Consider the following 19,836-nt stretch of genomic DNA (forward strand, 5'->3'; position numbering starts at 1 on the left):
TACAGCGAGGAACTGGGCGGCTTCGAGGCGATCTACCGCGCCCACCAGGGGCTCAACATCCGCGACGAGCAGCGTGAACGTTTCGTCGAGCTGATGCTGCAGTCCGCCGACGCGGTCGGACTGCCCGCGGACGAGCGCTTCCGCACGGTCTTCACCCGTCAGATCGTCCGGGCCGCGGGATTCTCCACCCGGGTCTCGCGTGGCGAACTCGACCACTTCGCCGCGCCCTATCCCGAGCTGGTCGCCTGGGAGTGGTGAGCCGGTGAGCAGGTCGGTACTGGTCACGGGCGGCAGTCGCGGCATCGGTGCCGCCATCGCCCGCGCGTTCGCCGCGGCGGGGGACCGGGTCGCTGCCACGCACCGCGGCAGCGGGGTGCCCGACGGCGTGGCGGGAGTGCGCTGCGACGTCACCGACGAGACGTCCGTCGACCGGGCCTTCACCGAGGCGGAGGCCCTGCACGGGCCGGTCGAGGTACTGGTGGCCAACGCGGGCGTCACGGACGACACCCTGTTCATGAGGATGGACGAGAAGACGTTCACCCAGGTTCTGGACACCAACCTCACGGGCGCGTACCGGGCCGCCCGCCGGGCGGTCGGGCCCATGGTGCGGATGCGCAGGGGGCGGATGATCTTCATCTCTTCGGTGAGCGCGTACGCGGGGGCCGCGGGCCAGGCCAACTACGCGGCGGCGAAGGCCGGTCTGATCGGGATGGCCCGTTCCCTCGCCCGGGAGCTGGGGTCGCGCGGCATCACCTGCAACGTCGTGACGCCGGGCTACATCCGCTCCGACATGACCGAACGGCTCACCGACGCCCGCCGAGCCGAGCTCGTGCGGCAGATCCCGCTGGGACGCACGGCGGCCCCCGAGGAGGTGGCCGATGTCGTGACCTTCCTGGCGGGGCCCCGGGCGGCCTATGTGACCGGGGCGGTCGTCCCCGTCGACGGCGGACTCGCCATGGGCCACTGACGGCGCGGCGTCCCCCGGTCTTCCCGAGGAGAAGGCCGTCCGGGGGCGCGAACAGTCACGCGCGGGAGCGCGACAGCGGACGAGGGAGCGGAAGGGCACAGGCATGGACGCCGAGGTCATCGGAGAGACCGTGGCGCACGGGTGCGAAGCCGGCGCCGACGGGGAGGGCACACACGCGAGCGGGACCGGCAAGGACGCGCCACGGGCGGCGGAGGAACACGGCGGCGGCTCGGACCGGTCCGCCCGCCACGCCTCGCTGGTGGCCGAGGTGACCGCCCTGCTACGGCGGTTGCTGCCCGCCGAGGCGGCCCGGGAGGACACCCGTTCCCTCGTGGCCGCCGGTGTGGACTCCATGTCGGCGGCCCGGGTGGTGCTGGAGATCCAGGAGGAACTCGGGGTCGAGGTGCCGCTGGGGCGGCTCTCCGAGCCGGGTGGCGTACCAGCCCTGGCCGACCGGATAGCGGCGGCCGTGGCCCGTGCCCGGCAGGATGTCCACGCGCCGGCCGGAGCGACCGCCGCCACCGTCCCCGGGGCGTCCGGTCCCGTCGGCTCACCCGCGGCCGAGGGCAGCGGTCCCGCGCAGGACGCCCCCGAGGGTCCACGCGTGCCCGCCCCGGGGGAGACGGCGACCGTACGCCCCGACGGTTCCGTCGTGGTGCGCCCGGAACCCCGCCGCCGCCACGAGCCGTTCGGGCTGACCGCCCTGCAGGAGGCGTACCTGGTGGGCGGCGCCCCGGAGTTCACCGCCGACTCCGTCGGCTGCCACCTCTACCGCGAGTTCGAGGTGGACGGGCTCGACCCGGACCGGCTGCGGACCGCGCTGCGGGAGACGGTCCGGGACCACGACATGCTGCGCGTCGAGATCACGGACGGTCGGCAGCTCGTCCGCCCCACGACGCCCGAGGCGGCCGAACTGCCCTTCCGCGTCCACGAAACCACCGAGGACGACCGTGATCGCCAGGTGAGGCGGATCCGGGACGACATGACGTACCGCGATCGGGCGCCGGGCACGGGACCGCTGTACGCAGTGGAGGTCAGCTGGGTGCCGGACGGCACGTCCGTCGTCCACCTGGACGTCGACGCGCTGCTCACCGACGGGCGCGGCCTGGAGGTGCTGCTCGCCGACTGGTGGCGTCACTACACCGGCCGACCGGGGCGCACGGCCGAGCCGGGCACCGGCCGGCCCTCCGTACGCGACTACGTCACCGCACTGCTCGCCCGCCGTGGAACCCCGGCCCACCGGGCGGCCCTCGACCACTGGAGGCGCCGGCTCGACCGGCTCCCGCCCGGCCCGGACCTGTTCGGCACTCCGGCCGGTCCCGGACGCCGCTTCCCGCTCACCGCCGAACTCGACGCACGCGAGTGGCGATCGCTGCGCCGACGCGCCGCGGAGGCCGGGGTGTCGCCGACCTCGCTGCTGCTCACCGTCTTCGCCCGCGTGCTGGGCCGCGGCGTCCGGCGCCCGTTCTCCCTCGTCCTCACCGTCAGTGAGCGAACCCGGCTTCCCGCCGCCGACGGTCTCATCGGCCCCTTCACGTCCAACCTCGTCTTCCCCGTGCCGGAGGAGGCGCTCGGCGACGGACCGGTCGACGAGGCGGCCGGCGAGGTCCACCGGATGCTGTGGACCGACCTCGGGTACACCGCCGTCAGCGGCGTGGAAGCGCTCAGGGAACTGCGCGCCGCACCGGCGCTTCCGGTCGTGTTCACCAGCATGCTGGACCTGGCGGAGGAGACCGACGGATTCGCCGCGGCACCCGGATACGCGGTCAGCCAGACCAGCGGCGTCCATCTCGACCACCAGCTCCGCGTGCGCGACGGCAGGCTCCGACTGCGCTGGGACGTCAACGGGACCGCGTTGCCCAGGGCACGGGCGGACCGGCTGTTCAGCGCGTACGTCAACGCCCTGCACCTGCTCGCCGCCGAGCGGCCCGAGGCGGCACGCAGGGCGCGGCCCAACGCCTTGCAGCAGTCGTACTACGTCGCCAGGGCCGGCACCGGCGAGCCCGAGGGCTGCCACGTCCACCAGTCCTTCGCGGTGCGCGACCTCGACCTCGACCGGCTCACGGACGCATGGCTGCGCATGACGGCGGCGTACGACGTCCTGCGCACCACCGTCCTGCCGGACGGCACCCTGCGCGTCGAGCCCGAGCCGCCCGCCCACTGGCGTATCCCGGTCGAGGACACCGACGGCGAGGCCGCCGAGGAGGCCGGGGACGCCGGCGCCGGGGCGGGGAGGACGGGCGGCGTGGGGGACGGGGACGTCCCGGCGGACGCCGCCCGCCCGCCGTTCCCGCTCGGTCACGGCCCGCACGCCGACCTGCGGGTGGTGCGGCGGGCCGACGGCAGTGCCGTCGTGCACCTGACCGTGGACCTCGCCGTGGCGGACGCCCGCAGCATCCATCTGCTGGGCCGCGAACTGTGGCGGCTGTACGCCGATCCGGCGGCCGCCCCGCGGGCTGCCGCGGAAGCCCGCCCCGGACGCTCCGGCACCCCGCAGGAGCACCGGGAACACTGGCGGCGGCGCCTGGAGGCGCTGCCGGCCGCGAGCCCGCTGATGTCCGGCCGTCCAGCGCACCGGGAGGCGGAGCGCAGGCCGCCCCGCCGGATCCGGCTGGAGACCCGGCTGCCCGGCTGGGGACGGGTGAAGAAGCGCGCCGCCGCGGCGGGCGTGACCCCCGACGCGCTGCTCGCGGCAGCCTTCGCCGAGGCCCTGGCCGAAGCAGGGGGGGCCGCCGCCGAGCCGTTCGCGTTCACGGTGGTGCGCTGGCCGTCCTGGGCCGAGCCGGCCCGGCCCGGCGAGTACACGGCGCTCAGCTGGCTGCCCCGCGAGCCGGACGGACGGACCGTGTGGCAGCGGGCCGCCGTCTACCAGCGGATGCTCGCCGAGGACGCCGAGGCCGACGGGGCACCGGCCCTCACCGCGCAGCGCCGCCGCGCCGCCCGCGGCACCGGCTCCTCGTACCCCATCGTGTACACGTCCGTCTTCGACCTGTCCGATCTGCCACTGCCGCCGGGCGTCACCGCCGGTCCCTGGAGCACCTGTACCCCCGACGTGTCGCTCGACTGCGTGTCCCTCGACGACGGCGACACCCTGACGGTCGGCTGGGACGCCGTGCCCGGCGATTTCCCCGACGGAGCGCTCCGGCGGGCGTTCGACGCGTTCGGCACGCTGTGCCGGGAACTCGCCGCCGATCCTCCCGAGGAGCCCGGACAGCGACTGCGGGCGCTTCAGGCGTGGAACGACACGGCGCGTCCCTTCCCCGCCGCGGGACCGGCGCACACCTACTTCGAGGGACAGGCCGGGGACCGCCCCGGACACATCGCCCTGCGGTGGCGCGGCGGGACCCTGTCGTACGGCGCGCTCAACGCCTGGGCGAACCGGATCGCCTGGACGCTGCGCGACCACGGTGTCGGGCCCGAGACCGTGGTGGCCGTCCGCACACCCCGCGGACCCGTCATGGTCGCCGCCGTCCTCGGCGTGCTCAAGGCGGGCGGCGCCTACCTGCCCGTCGACACGCGCCTGCCCGGGCAGCGGGTCGCCGCCATGCTGCGCACCGCGGGGGCCGGCCTGCTGCTCACCGCCGACGGCGCGCCGCCCCTCACCGCCGTGGAGGGCGTGACCTGTGTGCCGGCCGACCGGACACGGCTGCCCGACGGCCCCGAACGGCGCCTCGACCCGCCGCACACCGCCGGAGCGGACAACACGGCGTACGTCATCTTCACCTCGGGCAGCACCGGTGAACCCAAGGGAGTCGCCGTCCGCCACCGGCCCGTCCACAACCTCCTGCACTGGTGCCACCGGCTGCACGGTCTCGGACCGGACGACACCGGGCTGTGCGTCACCTCGCTCGGGTTCGACCTGTCGGTCTTCGACATCCTGGGCCTCCTGGGTCGCGGCGCCGGACTCTACATCGCCGACGAGGAGCAGCAGCGGGACCCCGAACTGCTGCTGGACGTGCTCGTACGGGAACCGATCACCTTCTGGAACTCGGCGCCCACCACCCTCGGCCAGCTGCTGCCGCTGCTGCCGCGGTACGCGGGCCGTCCCGGCACCGACGACCTCCGGCTGGTCTTCCTCAGCGGCGACTACACGCCCCTGCCGCTGCCCGACGCGGTGCGCGCCGTCTTCCGGCGGGCGAGGATCGTCAGCCTGGGCGGCGCGACCGAGGCGACGGTGTGGTCCAACGCGTTCACCGTCGACCGGGTGGACCCCGGCTGGCGCAGCATCCCCTACGGCCGCCCCGGTGACAACGCGCGCTACTACGTCCTGGACGAGCGGCTGCGGCCGTGTCCCCCGGGTGCCGAGGGCGACCTCTACATCGGCGGCGACTGTCTCGCGGACGGCTATCGGGCGCGTCCGGCGCTGACCGCCGAGCGGTTCGTCCCCGACCCCTTCGGCCTCGAGCCGGGCGCCCGCATGTACCGCACGGGCGACCGCGCGCTGTGGGACGACACGGGCCTCCTCCACTTCCGCGGACGGGCGGACCACCAGGTCAAGATCCGAGGCTTCCGCGTCGAACCGGGTGAGATCGAGCACCGGTTGCGGCAGCACGAGGCCGTCCGGGACGCCGTGGTGCTGGCCCGGACCGACCCCTCGGGAGACCGCAGGCTGGTGGCGTACGTGCAACCGTCGGGCGACGGACTGCCGGCCACCGGGGAGCTGCGGAAGTTCGCCGCCGCGGCGCTGCCCGAGTACATGGTGCCGAACGTGATCGCCCGGGTGGACACGTTCCCGGCCACGCCGAACGGCAAGCTCGACCGCGAGGCACTGCCGTGGCCGCTGCCCGAGTCGGGGCAACGGGCACAAGCGCGGGGCGAGTCCCCGGCCGGAGGGACGGCGGGCGTGACGGGCGGGGCCACGGTTGGTGTGAGGGCCGAGGAGAGGACCAGGGTGACGGCCGGTGAGCGGGCCGCCGAGGCCGAGGTGCGGGCCGGCACGGCGGACGAGGTGCGGGCCGGGGAAGCGGCCGCGTTGCCGGCCGGGGACGGCTCCGGCGCGATGGCCGGGACGAGGACCGCGGTGACGCACGAGGCGACCGCGCACGGGACGGACACACGGGCCGCGGACGCCGGAACCGCGCATGCGGCGGCACCGGGACGGGCGGAACTGCGCGAGGAGATCGCCGCGCTGTTCGCCGAGCGGCTCGGCGTCCCGTCCATCGATCCCGCGGCCGACCTGTGGGACCAGGGAGCCACCTCCTTCACCCTCGCCCAGGTCTCCACGGTCCTGTACGAGCGCCACGGACACCGGGTGCCGGTGTCGGCTCTGCTCGAGGACCCCAGCGCGGACGCGATCGCGGCCCACCTGGCCCGGGTGCTCGGAACGGAGGAACCGCCCGCCGGGGGCGAGGGCCGAAGCCCCGGGGCCGTGCCCGCCGGGACCGCGCAGGCCGAGCACGAGCGCCCTCGTACACCTCCGGAGGAGACCGGGACCGGGGCGGTGGACGCGGACGAGCCCGAGCCGGTCGACTTCTTCTCCGCGCACGCCCGCGCCGCCTTCAAGGCGGCCGGCTGGGCCAGGCGCGCACCCGCCGGACCCGACCGTCTCGTGCCGCTGGAGCCGGTGGAGTACGAGCGGGCACGGTACGAACGGCGTGGTGCGCGCCGCGAGTTCGGGCGGGACGCGGTCGGCCGGGAGCAGCTGACCCGGCTGCTGGCGCTGCTGCGGCCGGTGCGCCTGGACGACCGCGAACGCCGCCTCTACCCGTCGGCCGGGGACACCTACGCCGTCCAGGTGTACCTCCACGTCCGGCCCGGACGCGTCACCGGGATGGAGGCGGGGCTCTACCACTACCGGCCGGAGGAACACGCCCTGGAGCTCCTGGCGGAGGGGCCCGGACCCGATCGCGGCGGTCACGTCTTCTACAACCGGCCGGTGTTCGACGCCGCCGCGTTCGAGCTGTACCTCATCGGTCAGCTCAGGGGGATCGCCCCGCTGTACGGCGACGACAGCGCACGCTACCTCGCCGTGGAGGCGGGCTGCGTGGCGCAGCTGCTGATGACCTCCCAGACGGAGACGGGGATCGGTCTGTGTCCGGTCGGCGCCCGCTCCGTGGAGCGGCTCGCCGGTCCCCTCGGTCTGGACGACGGACACCGCTTCCTCCTGTCCTTCCTCGGCGGACCCCTGCCGTCGGAACAGCACACACCCGCGGCCCCGGCAGCACCTGAACCGGCTTCCCGGGACGCGCGGCCGCACGGACGGACGGCGGCCGAACCGGCCGGGCGCACCGCGGCGACCGGAGCCGCGAGGACGCCCGCGGCCGTCGCCGTTGCCGTCACCGGTGCGGCGGTACGGCTCCCGGGCGCGGACGGGCTGGGGGAGTTCTGGCGGCTGCTGGAATCCGGCCGGTCGGCCGTGGGCGCCGTGCCCGCGGACCGGGCGCGGGCGCTGCACGGCGGGAACGGACGTTCCCGCCCCGACGGCGGCTACCTCGGCGCCGAGGACGGCTTCGAGCCGGAACTCTTCCACATCGCACCGGCCGAGGCGCGCACCCTCGATCCGCAGGTCCGCATGGTGCTGCGAGCGGTCTGGGAGTGCCTGGAGAACGCCGGGCACACCCCGGAGAGCCTGAGCCGCGCCGCCCGCCGGATCGGCGTGTTCGCGGGGGTGATGTGGCACGACCACCGCCAGGCCGGCGCCGACGCGCACCGTGCGGGCGAGCCGGCGACCCTGGCTGCGCTCGGCTCGGACATACCGAACCGGGTCTCCCACTTCTTCGACTTCCGCGGCCCGAGCGTCGCCGTGGACACCTCCTGCTCCTCCTCCCTGACGGCGCTGCACCTCGCGGTGGAGGCGCTGCGCCGTGGCGAGTGCGACGCGGCGATCGCGGCGGGGGTCAACGCCATCGGCCACCCCTACCACCTCGACGTGCTGACGGACCTCGGTGTCGTCGCGACCCGTCCCGCGGCCGGCGCGTTCGACGCCGCGTCGTCCGGATGGTCACCGGGCGAGGGCGTGGGCGCCGTACTGCTGCGCCGTCTCGAGGACGCCGAACGCGACCACGACTGCGTACGCGCGGTCGTCGAGGCGACCCTGAGCGGACACGCGGGGCGTGCCGCGCGATACGGCGCGCCGCGCCCGCAGGCGCTCGCCGACTCGCTGCGCCACCTGCTGGGCCGGGCGGGGGTGTCACCCGAGGACATCGGGTACGTGGAGTGCGCCGCCGCGGGGGCGGGTGTCGCGGACGCCGCGGAGATCGAAGCGCTGGCCCAGGTGTTCGCGGCCCGGACCGAACGGGGCCTCGTGCTGCCGGTGGGCACGGTGAAACCCGTGGTGGGCCATCTGGAGTCCGCCGCAGGCATGTCACAACTGGCCAAGGTGCTGTTGCAGTTCGAGCACCGCCGCATCGCGGCGACCCCGGCGGGGCACAGCGAGGGGCTGTTCTCCTGGAAAGGGCTGCCGGTGCGGCTCGCGGACCGCCAAGAGCCCTGGGTGCCGGAGCGTCCGGGTGAGCCGCTGCGTGCCCTCATCAACGCGGTGGGAGCGACGGGCAGTTACGCCCACGTCGTGCTGCGCGAGCCCGCGACGCCGAGTGCGGCGCGCGAAGAGGCCGACGGAGAGGGGAGGACGGTTCGGTGACGGCCGGATCGTGGATCGCGGGCGGGCCCGGACGCAGGGCCGACGCCCCCGTGCGGCTGCTGTGCTTCGCCCACGCCGGCGGGGGAGCGGGCTTCTTCCGGCCGTGGGCCGAGGCCCTGCCCGGCGTCGACGTGTGCCCCGTCGTGCTGCCGGGCCGCGAGTCCCGGCTCAGGGAGCACCCCTACACGCGGGTGAGTGAGCTGCTGCCGGCGCTCGTCGACGGGGTCGTGCCCCATCTGGACCGCCCGTACGCACTGTTCGGGCACAGCCTGGGCGCGGTGCTCGCCTACGAGCTCGCCCGGCGGCTGTCGCACGGCCCCACGGCGCCCCCGGTGCGCCTGGTCGTCTCGGGGCGGCGGCCCCCGCACGCGGCCCGGCAGGAGCCCGAACTGCGCCACCTCGACGACGACGCCTTCGTCGCCGAGGTGGCACGGCTGGGCGGCATCCCGGACGAAGTGCTGCGACAGCCGGATCTGCTGCGGCTGTTCGTCCCGGCGATGCGGGCCGACTTCACCCTGAACGAGACCTACCTGCCGCTGCCCGGGCCGCCGCTGGAGATCCCGGTGACCGCCCTCACCGGTGACCGGGACCCCCGCGTGACCCCCCAGGAGATCGACGGCTGGCGCGAGGTGACCCGGGGCCCCTTCGTCCGCCAGGTGTTCGAGGGCGACCACTTCTACCTGAAGGGCGCCCGGGCCGACGTCATGGCGGCTCTGCGGGCCGAACTGGAGGCGGCGGCGGGGTTCGCCCCGAGGACCGGATGACGTCACCGCCCGGATCCGTCCGGCGGCACGCCCGTCCGGCGCGTGCCGGCCGGGCACCGTGCGGCCGGGCCGGTGCCTAGTACGCCGCCGGCGCACCGTGCAGCACGGCCCGGAGGGCCGCCGCCCGCCGTGTCCCGGTGTGCACGGCCACGGCCAGCGAGTGCGCCGGCGTGGGCGCCCACTGGGCCAGCCACCACTCCTCCGGCCGATCGCCCAGCTCCGGTCCGAACTCCGCCCGGATCCCGGCGGTACCGCCGGCCCGGCCGGCCACCGAGAAACCGCACTGCGACACCGGCAGGGACAGGCCGCGGCCGCGCGCCTTCACGTAGGCCTCCTTCAGCGTCCACAGCCGGCAGAACGCGGCCGGGCGGGCTGCCCGTTCCAGCCCCGCCAGTCGGCTCCGCTCGCGTGGTGTGCACACCGCCCGGGCGAGCCGCATCGGGTCCGTCGCCCGGTCCACCGCCTCCACGTCCACCCCGCACGGCGCCCCCGCGGTCACCGCGCAGGCGACCAGGCCACGGGTGTGCGAGAGGCTGAACCGCAGCGGCGGCCGCACGCGGGGGGCGGCGATCTCGGGTTTCCCGTAAGGCGTCCGCAGGAACTCCCACGCCCTCGCGGGAACGTCCGGCACACACCGGCTCAGCGCGGACCGGACCAGCGCGTGCGCGGCCGTGAACGCCAGTCGGTCCTCGGCCCGCACCAGGCGGCGCAGCCGCGCCCGCTCCTCGTCCGACAGCAGCTCGTGGCCTGCCGTACGCCGCGCCCCGTCGGCCGGCGCGTGCGGGACGTCCACCCAGACGTGGACCTCGTCGGCGCCGATGACCGGCAGGTGCGTCACGGAGGCTCCTCGTCGCTCGGGTCACCCGGGAACGTGCGCAGCATGCCCCGAGCCCGGTCCGGCCGCCTGCTCAAAGGTGAGCAGACCCGGCCGCGTCGTCCCGGTTGGATCGGGGGTGAGGACGTCGGCAGCCGCAGACGAGGAGGAGACCGTGGAGTATCGCCGTATCCGCGTGGAACCGTCGCGGGGTGTGCTGCGGGTGACCCTCGGCGCGCCCGCACTGGACGCCCGGACGGTCACCGAGCTCCGCGGCGCCCTGGACGCGGCGGAAGCGGACCGGGACTGCCGGGCGGTCGTCCTGGCCGGGCGGCCGGGTGTGTTCTGCACCGGAATGGACCTGCGCGGCGGACTGGACGACGACACGGCGCCGGAGGAGTTCGCCACACTGCTCGGACGGCTCACCCTGGTGCCGCGGGTGGTCGTGGCGGAGGTCGACGGGCAGGTGTCGGGCGGTGGGGTCGGCCTGGTCGCCGCCGCCGACCTCGTCCACGCCACTCCGCGCAGCTCCTTCGGGCTGCCGGAGGCACTGTGGGGGCTGCTGCCGTGCGTCGTACTGCCGTATCTGGCCCGCAGGATCGGGCCGGGCAGGGCGACCACCATGGCCCTGACGACCCGTCCCCTGGACGCGGCGGACGCATGCTCCCGCGGGCTCGTCGACGAGGTCGGTGACCACCCGGACGCGTGGCTGGCCCAGCTGCTGGTGCGGCTCGAGCGCATCGACGCGCGCACCCTCGACGCGGCCAAGCGGTACGCCGCCGAGCTGTGGCCGATCACCGAGGAGACCGGCCGGCTCGCCGCCCGCGAGTTCGAGCGGCTGCTGACCGGTCCGGTCGCCCGGGAACGCCTGACGGGCTTCGCGACGACCGGGCGGCTGCCCTGGGAGCCCGCCGGAACCGCGGCGACGGCCGGGAAGGGGGAGCGGGCATGACGGTGGCGTGGGTCTTCCCCGGACAGGGCGCCCAGCGTCAGGGCATGGGAGAGGAACTGCTCGACCGCTATCCCGACCTCGTGGCCCGCGCGGACGCCCTCCTCGACGTCCCCGTCCGCGACCTGTGCCGGGGCGACGACGAGGCACTGCAGTCCGACACGCGGTACGTCCAGCCGGGCATGTTCGTCATCAACGCGCTCCACCTCGCCGCGCTGCGCGAGTCCGGCGAGGAGCCCCGCTGGCTCGCCGGGCACAGCCTGGGAGAGCTGAGCGCGCTGTACGCGGCCGGCTGCTTCGACTTCGAGACCGGAGTGCGCATGGTGCTGCGCCGCGGGGAGCTCATGGCGCAGTCCCGCGGTGGCGGGATGCTGGCGGTCGTCGGACTGCCCCCGGAGCGCATCACCGCCGTCCTGGCCGCCGAGGGCGCCACCGACGTGGACGTCGCCAACCTCAACTCCCGCGACCAGGTGGTCCTGTCCGGTCCCCGGGACTCGCTGCGGGCGCTGCGCGACCCGCTGCGCGCCGGCGGGGCGCACAAGTGCGTCCTGCTCAACGTCAGCATCGCCGCCCACTCCCGGTACATGGCCCACGCCGCCGCCCTGTTCACCGACCATCTGCGCACGGTCTCCTTCCGGCCGCCGCGCGTTCCGGTCGTCACCAACACCGACGCCCGCCCCCGGACCACCGCCGACGGGCTCGCCGAGCACCTCGGCGCGCAGTTGCGCAGCCCCGTCCGCTGGGCCGACACCATGCGCTTCCTCATCGGGCGCGGAGTGCGCACGCTGCGGCAGGCCGGGCCGAGCAGCACGCTGGACAAGCTCTGGACGGCGGCGCTGGCGGACGCGAGTGCGCACTGTTGAGCAGACAACGCCCCCGCCGCGACAGCAGGTTGGGGGAGACACGTGAGACACCCTGGAACCGAGGGAGTGAGGGGGGACATGCAGGGGCACGGTCAGGACCGGCACGGCACGGTGGAGCACACGGTGATCCTGTCCGCGGCGAGCGCCGGCAGTCTGCGGCGGTACGCGGGCGCGCTGTACGACCATCTCGCCGAGGCCGCGGACCACGGCACGGCGCCGTCCCTGGCGTCGGTGGCGTTCACCCTCCAGACCGGCCGGGTCTCCCTGGCCCACCGGCTCGCGATCCGCTGCGCCGGGACGAAGCAGCTGCTGGAAGCGCTCGCCGCGGCGGCGGCCGGCCGGCCCCACCCCGCGGTGTCCGTGTCGGTCGTCGAGCCCGGCACCGAGCCCGGCCCCCTCGCCGCGCCGCCGCGCGACGAGCACGAGGCGGCACAGGCGTGGCTCGCCGGTCACACCGTGCGGTGGGAGGACTTCCGGCACGAGGGAGCGACCAGGACGCCGCTGCCCGGGCACCCGTTCGGGGCGGCCCCTACGGACCGTGCCGGCAGGGCACCGGCACCGCGGGCCGACCGCGACGCGCGGCGCACGGCGGTGGAGGAGTACCTCAAGGAGCGCTACGCGGAGGTGTCGGAGATCCCCGCCGAGCGGCTGCACGCGCGCGTGCCGCTGGACCACTACGGGCTCAGCTCTGCGCTCGTCGCCCGGCTCACCGCCCGGCTGACCGAGGACCTGGGGACGGTGCCGCCCACGCTCTTCTTCGAGCACCGCGACCTCGCCGGAGTGGCGGGCGCACTGCTGGACCACGACGGGCCGTGGCGACGGCAGGCGGCCGAGCGTGCCGGCGCGCGACAGACGGGCGGGGAGCAGATCCCTGCGGAACAGGCCCGTGCGGAACAGGCCCTCGCGGAACCCTCCCCTGGACGGAAGGGCGCCGCCCTCGCCGGTTCCGGCGAGCGGGCCGTGGCCGTCGTCGGGATCGCCGGGCGCTATCCGCAGGCCCCGGATCTCGAACGGTTCTGGGACAACCTGGTCTCCGGACGCGACTGCGTGGGGCAACTGCCCCCCGACCGCCGTCGCCCCGGCTGGCCGGCCGACGACATGTGGGGCGGTTTCCTCGACGACGTCGACCTCTTCGACCCTCTGCTGTTCCAGATCACACCGCGCGACGCCGCCCTGATGGACCCCCAGGAGCGCCTCTTCCTGGAGACCACCTGGAGGGCGCTGGAGGACGCCGGCTATCCGCGCACCAGGCTCCGCGAGCAGCACGGCTCACGAGTCTCGGTGTACGCGGGCAGCATGTACAACGAGTACACGTACTTCGGGGTCGAGAGCACGCTGCGCGGCGCCCCCCAGGACACCGGCTGCGCCATCGGCGGCATCGCCAACCGGGTCTCGTTCCACTTCGACCTGCGCGGCCCCAGCATGACCGTCGACACCATGTGCTCGTCCGGCCTGGTCGCCGTCCATCTCGCGGTGCAGGCGCTGCGGCGCGGCGAATGCGAGATGGCCGTCGCCGGCGCGGTCAACCTCTCGCTGCACCCGAACAAGTTCCTCCAGCAGCGCAGGATGCGGCTGACCGCGTCCGGCCGCCGCTGCCGCAGCTTCGGCCGAGGGGGCGACGGGTTCGTGCCCGCCGAGGGCGTCGGGGTGCTCGTGCTCAAGCCGCTGGACCGGGCCCTCGCGGACGGCGACCGGATCCACGCGGTGGTCCGCGGCAGCGCGGTGCTCCACATGGGCCGCACCAACGGCTGGATCGTCCCCAACCCCGCCGCCCAGGCGGAGGTGGTCGCCGAGGCCCTGCGTGACGCGGGCCTTGACCCCGCCGACATCGGCTACCTCGAGGCGCACGGAGCCGGTACCGAACTGGGGGACCCGATCGAGATCGAGGGCCTGACCAGGGTGTTCGGAGCCGCGGGACTGCCGCCCGGGAGCATCCCCGTCGGCTCGGTGAAGTCGACCATCGGCCACGTCGAGGCCGGGGCCGGGGTCGCCGCGCTCACCAAGGTCCTGCTCCAGATGCGCCACCGCCGGCTGGCGCCCTCCCTGCACGCCGGGGAACTCAACCCCGGCATCGACTGGGACGCCGTGCCGTTCCGGGTGCAGCGGTCCGCCGAGGAGTGGCGGGCCGCGCCGGGTGCGCCGCTGCGGGCCGGCATCAGCTCCTTCGGCGCGGGCGGCACCATCGCCCATCTGGTCCTGGAGTCCCACGAGCCCGTGGGGCCGCGCCCGACGCCGCCCGTGCCCGACGGCCGGCCCCGGCTGCTGGTCCTGTCCGCCCACGACGAGCGGCGCCTGCGGGAGTACGCCGGGGCGGTGGCCGAGCATCTGCGCGGCGCGGCGGACAGCGGAGCCGAACCCGCCCTCGGCGACCTGGCCTTCACGCTGGGCACCGGGCGTGAACCGCTGCGCGAGCGGCTGGCGTTCGTCGCCCGGGACACGGCCGGGGCCGCCGAGGTGCTCGGCCGCTACGCCGCCGGCGACGACTCGTGCGTCCTGCGCGGCCGCACGCCCGGTCCCGGCGCGTCGACCGGCCCCGTCATGCCCGCGGAGGGCTTCGCGGAGGACGAGCGCGAACTGTGCGAACTCGGCGCCCACTGGGTCGCCGGCGGTCCCGTGGACTGGGCACGGCTGCGCCCGGCCACCGGACCCGGGCCGGCGATCGTCCCCCTGCCGGGCCACCCCTTCGCCAGGATGCGCTGCTGGGCAGAGCCCGCTTCCGCGGCCGGCTCGGCTTCCACACCCTCGCCGAAGCAGCCCGAGCGGTTCTCCGTACCCGCCGGCACACCGGTGCCCCCGGCGGCGACCGCGGGAGCCGTGACCCACGACCGGGCCGACTCCGCGGCGGCCCCCGCCGGAACCGGGCACGCACCGGCGTACGACCGTCCCGGCGGGGCCGCCGAGACGCCGCTGCTGCGCCGTACCTGGGTCGAGAGCGTGGCCGAGCCGGACCCGACGCCGGTCGACGGGCCGCTGCTGTGCCTGTTCGCGGACCCCTCCGAAGCGGTCGCCCGGGAGCTGGTGCGGGCGGCGGGACCTGAGCGGATCGTGCTCCTGCGCCGGGGAGCGGACCGCGGCGACGGCGTCGCCGCGTACACCGGCGAGGCGGACGCGGTCGCGGCCGTCGGCGAACTGCTCGCCCACCACCCCGGCCTGGCCGGGTGGATCGACCTGTGCGACCACGCCGACAGCGCGGACGGCGGCGGGGAGGACCCGGACGGCGACTGGACCGCCCGGCTCGCGGCGCTGCGCCGGCTGGTGTCCTACCGGGCCGGACACGGGCTGCGCGTCCTGCACGTCACCCGCGGTCTGCGCGGCGCCGGGGGAGTGCCCCCGCGGCTCACCGGGGCCCGGCTCGCCGGATACGTGCGGATGCTCGGCGCCGAGTACCGTCGGGTGCGGGCCACCACGGTGGACACCGACCTCGGTGCGGACGACGCGTCGACGCTGGCCCGGCAGCTGCTGGAGGAGGTGGCGGCGTACGACCGTCACGGCGAGGTCTGCCACCGTGCGGGCACCCGCCTGGTGCCGTCCCTGGCGTCGGTGACCGCGGAGCACCGGCCGCTGCGGATACCCGAACACGCCGTCCAGGTCCTCACCGGTGCCACGCGCGGAATCGGCGCCCGGGTGGCGCGCCACCTCGTCGAGTGCGGCGCGCGACGGCTGGTCCTGCTCGGCGCCCGCTCGCTGCCGCCGCGCGAGCAGTGGTCGCGTCCCGACCTGTCCCCGCGGGCCGCCGAAGCCGTTGCCACCGTGCGGCGACTCGAGGCCATGGGCGCGCGACTGCGGCTGCACACGGGCGAACTGACCGATGCAGCCGGGGTCGGAACCTTCCTGGACGGCGTCCGCCGGGAGTGGGGCCCGGTCGCCGGGGTCGTGCACTGCGCGGGACGGGTGGCGGAGGGCGATCCCGCCTTCGCCCACCGGGGGGCGGTGCTGGCGCGCAGGGTGTGGCGGCCGAAGGCGGACGCGCTGGCCGTGCTCGCGGACGCCTGCGCGACGGACCGGCCCGCGTACTTCGTGACGTTCTCCTCGGTGTGCGCGGCGGTGCCCCGGCTCGCCGCGGGCGTCTCCGACTACGCCGCCGCCAACTCCTACGCCGACTTCTTCACCGAGGACCGGGTGCGCCGCGGTCGCACCGAGTTCCGCAGCGTCGACTGGCCCATGTGGGCGCAGAGCGGACAGGGGGCCGGAGGGCCCAACGTCTGCGAGCCCGTCGGCCTGGCGGCGCTCGACGACGCGGCGGCCCTGCGCGTCCTGGAACGTGTGCTGTCGCTGCCGGACGGCGGCACGGTCCTGCCCTGCCCGCCGCTGCCCGGCGTCGGCGTCGACCACACGGCACTGCTCGCCGTCCGGCCGCCCGAGCCGGACGGCAGTGGGCAGGTGTCCGCCCCCGCCTCCTCACCGGCCGGAGCCGCCCGACTCCCCCGTACGGCACAGGACCTCCCACCGGCGCCCTGGCTGATGGAGCTCTTCGCCGAGAACCTCGGCATCCCGGTGCGCGAACTCGACCCGACGGCCGACTTCGCCGAACTCGGCGTGGAGTCGGTCCTGCTGGGCGACCTGCTGCAGCAGATCGAGGAGCGGGTGGGGCGGCCGCTCGAACCCTCCACCCTGCTGCGCCACAGCACCGTGGCCGCACTCACCCGCCACCTCGACACCGTCTCGGCCGCGCGACCCGCACCACGGCCGGAGCCCGAGCACACGCCCGAAGCCACGGGTGCCGCGGACCCCGAACCCGTAGCCGCAGGGGTTCACCGAACCGGCACAGCACCCGGACCCGCCCCCGTCCCGGCTGCTGCCGACCCGGTGCCGGCCGCCTTCCCCGGCGGGTCCCCGGCTCCTGCCCCGGCCGCCTTCCCCGACGGGAAGATCGCCGTCATCGGCCTGGCCTGCCGCTTCCCCGGCGCGTCCGACATCGACGCCTTCTGGGCGGATCTCGTGGCGGGACGCTGCCGGGTGACCGAGGTGCCGCCGAGCCGGTGGGACCACCACACGCTGTATGCGCCGACGCCACAGCCCGGCAGGTCGCTCAGCAAGTGGGGCGGCTTCGTCGACGGCATCGAGGACTTCGACCCCGACTGGTTCGGGATGACCGAGGACGAGGCGACCGCCCTCGACCCGGCCATCCGTCTCTTCCTCGAGGTGACCGCCTGCTGCCTCGCCGAAGCCGGCTACACCGACGGCGAGGTGTGGGGCCGACGGGTCGGCGTCTACGTCGGCGGCCGCACCACCCCGTACGGGCGACGAGCCGGGATACACCCCGGCGGCCTGCAGTCGGACCCCAACTTCATCGCCGCCCAGGTGGCACACCGCTACAACTTCCGCGGGCCGTCCATGGTGGTCGACAGCGCCTGCTCCTCCTCGCTCGTCGCCGTCCAGCTCGCCTGTCGCGCGCTCGCGGCGGGAGACGCCGAGATCGCGGTCGCCGGCGGCGTGGAAGTGCTGCTCGACGAGCGCCCCTACCTGGAGTTCAGCGCCGCCCGCGCCATCTCGCCCTCCGGCCGGTGCCGCACCTTCGACGAGCGCGCCGACGGCTTCGTCCCCGGGGAGGGCTGCGGGGCGGTCCTGCTCAAGCCGCTGCGGGCGGCGCTCGCCGACGGCGACCGGATCCACGCGGTGATCGACGCCGCGGAGGTCAACAACGACGGCAACACCATGGGCGTCACCACCCCCAACCCCGACGCCCAGGCCGAACTGCTGCGCCGGGCGCTCGCCGCCTCCGGGCGCCATCCGGAGGAGATCGGTCTGCTGGAGGCGCACGGCACGGGCACGCTGATCGGCGACCCCATGGAACTGCGGGCCCTGACCGACGTGTTCCGTGAGAGCAGTGACCGCGAGGCTGGTGCGCGATCGGGAGCGTGAAGTCCAACCTGGGGCACCTGCTGTGCGCCGCGGGCATCGCCGGGCTCCTCAAGGCGGTGCTCGCCGTGCGGCACGGGCAGATCCCGCCGACCCTGTTCTGCGAGACGCCCAATCCCCGCTTCGACTTCGCCCGTTCGCCCTTCCGCCCCGTCACCCGGCTGACGACCTGGGCGCCCGACGGGACCAGGGTCGCCGGTGTGAGCTCGTTCGGGCTCGGCGGCACGAACGCCCACGTGATCGTCAGCAGGCCGGACCCGGACTGGCGGGTCGGAGGGCCGCCGCCCCGGGAACCGCTGCCGCTGCCCGCCTTCCGGCGGCGCCGGCTCTGGCTGGACGCACCGGGCCGGGCCCCCGTGGTGGCCTCCCTGCTCGACCTGGACTTCTCCCCGGCGGGCACGGGCTGACCCGGTGGGGCGGCGACGACCCCCGCAGGACCGTACGAACGAGGCGACACGAGGTGAGTGATGAGCGCACGGCCTGAAGGCACCCCGGCGAGCACCGCCCCCGCACCGGCCGAGACGGCGGGGATGCCCGCGCGCCAGGCCCGGCTGGTGGTCGGCGGCGTGATGACGGGCATGATGCTCTCCGCCCTGGACCAGACCGTGGTCAGCACCGCGCTGCCACGGATCGTCAGCGACCTGGGCGGTCTGTCCCGGTTGTCCTGGGTGGTCACGGGCTATCTGCTGACCTCCATGGTGGTGACACCGCTGTGGGGCAAGCTGTCCGACATGTACGGTCGGCGCCCGGTGTACATGGCGGCGATCGGTGTCTTCCTGGCCGGTTCGCTGCTGTGCGCGGTGGCCCAGGACATCACGCAGCTGGTCGTGTTCCGCGCCGTGCAGGGCCTCGGCGGCGGTGGCCTGTTCGCCCTGGCCATGACCGTGATCGGGGATGTGGTCCCCCCGGCCGAACGCGGCCGGTACCAGGGTTGGTTCGGGGCCGTCTTCGGGCTGGCCAGCATCGGCGGTCCCGTCCTCGGCGGATGGCTGGCCAACGGTCCCGGCTGGCGCTGGATCTTCTGGATCAACCTGCCCGTCGGCCTGTGCTCCCTGCTGGTCGTGGCCAGGCTGCTGCGCATCACCACGGTGCGCAGGCCGCAGCGCATCGACCTCGCCGGCGCCGCGTTGATCACCGCGGGCGTCACCGCCGTCCTGCTCTACCTGGACCGGGCCGCCGACGAACACGGCTGGGGCTCGCCGGCCGGACTCGGCCTGCTGGCGGCCGGAGTGGCCGCCGGGGCGCTGTTCGTCCTCGCCGAGCGCCGGGCCGCCGATCCGGTCATCCCGCTGCGGCTGTTCGCCAACCGGGTGTTCCGGGTCGCCGGGATCTTCGGCTTCCTGGCGGGCGTCGCCATGTTCGGCGGCATCGTCTTCCTCCCGGTCCACCTCCAGGTGGTCAGCGGCTTCTCCGCCACCCGCGCCGGCCTGGCGATGCTTCCCGCCATGCTCGGCATCGTCGCGGGCACGACCGTGGCCGGACGGCTCATCTCCAGCCGGGGCCGCTACAAGGCGTATCCCGTCGCCGGCTCCCTCCTGCTGGTGGCCGCCACGGCGCTGCTCGCCCGGCTGCGCCCGGACACCCCGTACATCTGGACCGCGCTGCTCGCCCTCGTCTTCGGCGTAGGCGTCGGTCTGACCACCCAGCCGGTGCTGACCGCCGTGCAGAACAGTGTGGAGCCCCGCGACATGGGCGCCGCGATGGGCACCGCCAACTTCTTCCAGCGGATGGGGGCCGCGATCGGCACGGCCGTGCTCGGCGCGGTCTTCACCGCCCGGCTCGAACACCACCTGGGCAGCGGGACGGCCGCCGCACGGGTGGACTCCCAGTCCGTGGAAGCCGTCCGCGGACTGGCCGAACCCCTCCGCTCGGAGGTCGTCACGGCCTTCAACCGCGCCCTCGACGACGTCTTCCTGGCCTGTGTGCCCTGCGTCGTCGTCGCGTTCGCCGTCTCCCTGCTCCTGAAGGACACCCCGCCCCGCGACCGGGCCCCGTCCCAGTGAGCCCCTGTCCGCACACACCTCTCGCAAAGGAGTGCACA

The 19,836-nt window shown here is 75.3% G+C and carries 9 protein-coding genes and 1 pseudogene; 9 read left to right on the plus strand and 1 reads right to left on the minus strand.

All coding sequences use genetic code 11. The annotated features are described in order from the left end of the window. From JHAT_RS34815 to JHAT_RS30410, 4 genes and pseudogenes are all read left to right on the plus strand, one after another. Nucleotides 1-258 (plus strand): annotated as a pseudogene (locus JHAT_RS34815) (hypothetical protein); the annotation flags it as partial. Between the two features lie 4 nt (nucleotides 259-262). Continuing rightward, the gene (gene fabG, locus JHAT_RS30400; RefSeq protein WP_077801499.1) at nucleotides 263-967 is read left to right on the plus strand and encodes a 3-oxoacyl-ACP reductase FabG; all 705 of its coding nucleotides are present in this window, start codon (nucleotides 263-265) and stop codon (nucleotides 965-967) included. Nucleotides 968-1,070: 103 nt separating this feature from the next. After that, complete coding sequence (locus JHAT_RS30405; RefSeq protein ID WP_077801500.1) at nucleotides 1,071-8,546, plus strand: non-ribosomal peptide synthetase; 7,476 nt, start codon at nucleotides 1,071-1,073, stop codon at nucleotides 8,544-8,546. Then, on the plus strand, nucleotides 8,543-9,310 hold the full coding sequence (locus JHAT_RS30410) for a thioesterase II family protein (protein WP_077801501.1): 768 nt from the start codon (nucleotides 8,543-8,545) through the stop codon (nucleotides 9,308-9,310). Before JHAT_RS30405 ends, JHAT_RS30410 begins: the two co-directional genes overlap by 4 nt. Nucleotides 9,311-9,386: 76 nt before the next feature. On the opposite strand, the gene JHAT_RS30415 is transcribed toward JHAT_RS30410, so the two are convergent. Continuing rightward, on the minus strand, nucleotides 9,387-10,148 hold the full coding sequence (locus tag JHAT_RS30415; RefSeq protein WP_077801502.1) for a 4'-phosphopantetheinyl transferase superfamily protein: 762 nt from the start codon (nucleotides 10,146-10,148) through the stop codon (nucleotides 9,387-9,389). 151 nt (nucleotides 10,149-10,299) lie between these two features. Here JHAT_RS30415 and JHAT_RS30420 point away from each other — a divergent pair, with 151 nt between their 5' ends. The 5 genes from JHAT_RS30420 to JHAT_RS30440 all read left to right on the plus strand — a co-directional run bounded on the left by JHAT_RS30420 (nucleotide 10,300) and on the right by JHAT_RS30440 (nucleotide 19,798). Then, nucleotides 10,300-11,076 carry an enoyl-CoA hydratase-related protein gene (locus JHAT_RS30420; RefSeq protein WP_077801503.1) on the plus strand — a complete coding sequence of 259 codons (777 nt, stop codon included), beginning with the start codon at nucleotides 10,300-10,302 and terminating at the stop codon, nucleotides 11,074-11,076. Beyond that, entirely contained in the window at nucleotides 11,073-11,936 is an 864-nt protein-coding gene (locus tag JHAT_RS30425; RefSeq protein WP_077801504.1) for an ACP S-malonyltransferase, read from the plus strand. Before JHAT_RS30420 ends, JHAT_RS30425 begins: the two co-directional genes overlap by 4 nt. Nucleotides 11,937-12,014: 78 nt before the next feature. Beyond that, nucleotides 12,015-17,798, plus strand: coding sequence for a beta-ketoacyl synthase N-terminal-like domain-containing protein (locus tag JHAT_RS30430; protein ID WP_077801505.1), 5,784 nt, complete (start codon nucleotides 12,015-12,017; stop codon nucleotides 17,796-17,798). Continuing rightward, a complete protein-coding gene (locus JHAT_RS30435; RefSeq protein ID WP_077801506.1) occupies nucleotides 17,795-18,202 on the plus strand; it encodes a ketoacyl-synthetase C-terminal extension domain-containing protein in 408 nt (135 codons plus the stop codon). The genes JHAT_RS30430 and JHAT_RS30435 overlap by 4 nt, the downstream gene beginning before the upstream one ends. A gap of 60 nt (nucleotides 18,203-18,262) precedes the next feature. Then, on the plus strand, nucleotides 18,263-19,798 hold the full coding sequence (locus JHAT_RS30440; protein ID WP_253195660.1) for an MDR family MFS transporter: 1,536 nt from the start codon (nucleotides 18,263-18,265) through the stop codon (nucleotides 19,796-19,798). The last annotated feature ends 38 nt before the right edge of the window (nucleotides 19,799-19,836 follow it).

Source organism: Streptomyces sp. JHA26 (genome assembly GCF_002005565.1).
Classification (GTDB): Bacteria; Actinomycetota; Actinomycetes; order Streptomycetales; family Streptomycetaceae; genus Streptomyces.

Bases quoted from the DNA above. Each gene is read 5' to 3' on its own strand.
- JHAT_RS30405 (WP_077801500.1), top strand. From the start codon at position 1,071: ATGGACGCCGAGGTCATCGGAGAGACCGTGGCGCACGGGTGCGAAGCC.
- JHAT_RS30425 (WP_077801504.1), top strand. From the start codon at position 11,073: ATGACGGTGGCGTGGGTCTTCCCCGGACAGGGCGCCCAGCGTCAGGGC.
- JHAT_RS30430 (WP_077801505.1), top strand. From the start codon at position 12,015: ATGCAGGGGCACGGTCAGGACCGGCACGGCACGGTGGAGCACACGGTG.
- JHAT_RS30440 (WP_253195660.1), top strand. From the start codon at position 18,263: ATGAGCGCACGGCCTGAAGGCACCCCGGCGAGCACCGCCCCCGCACCG.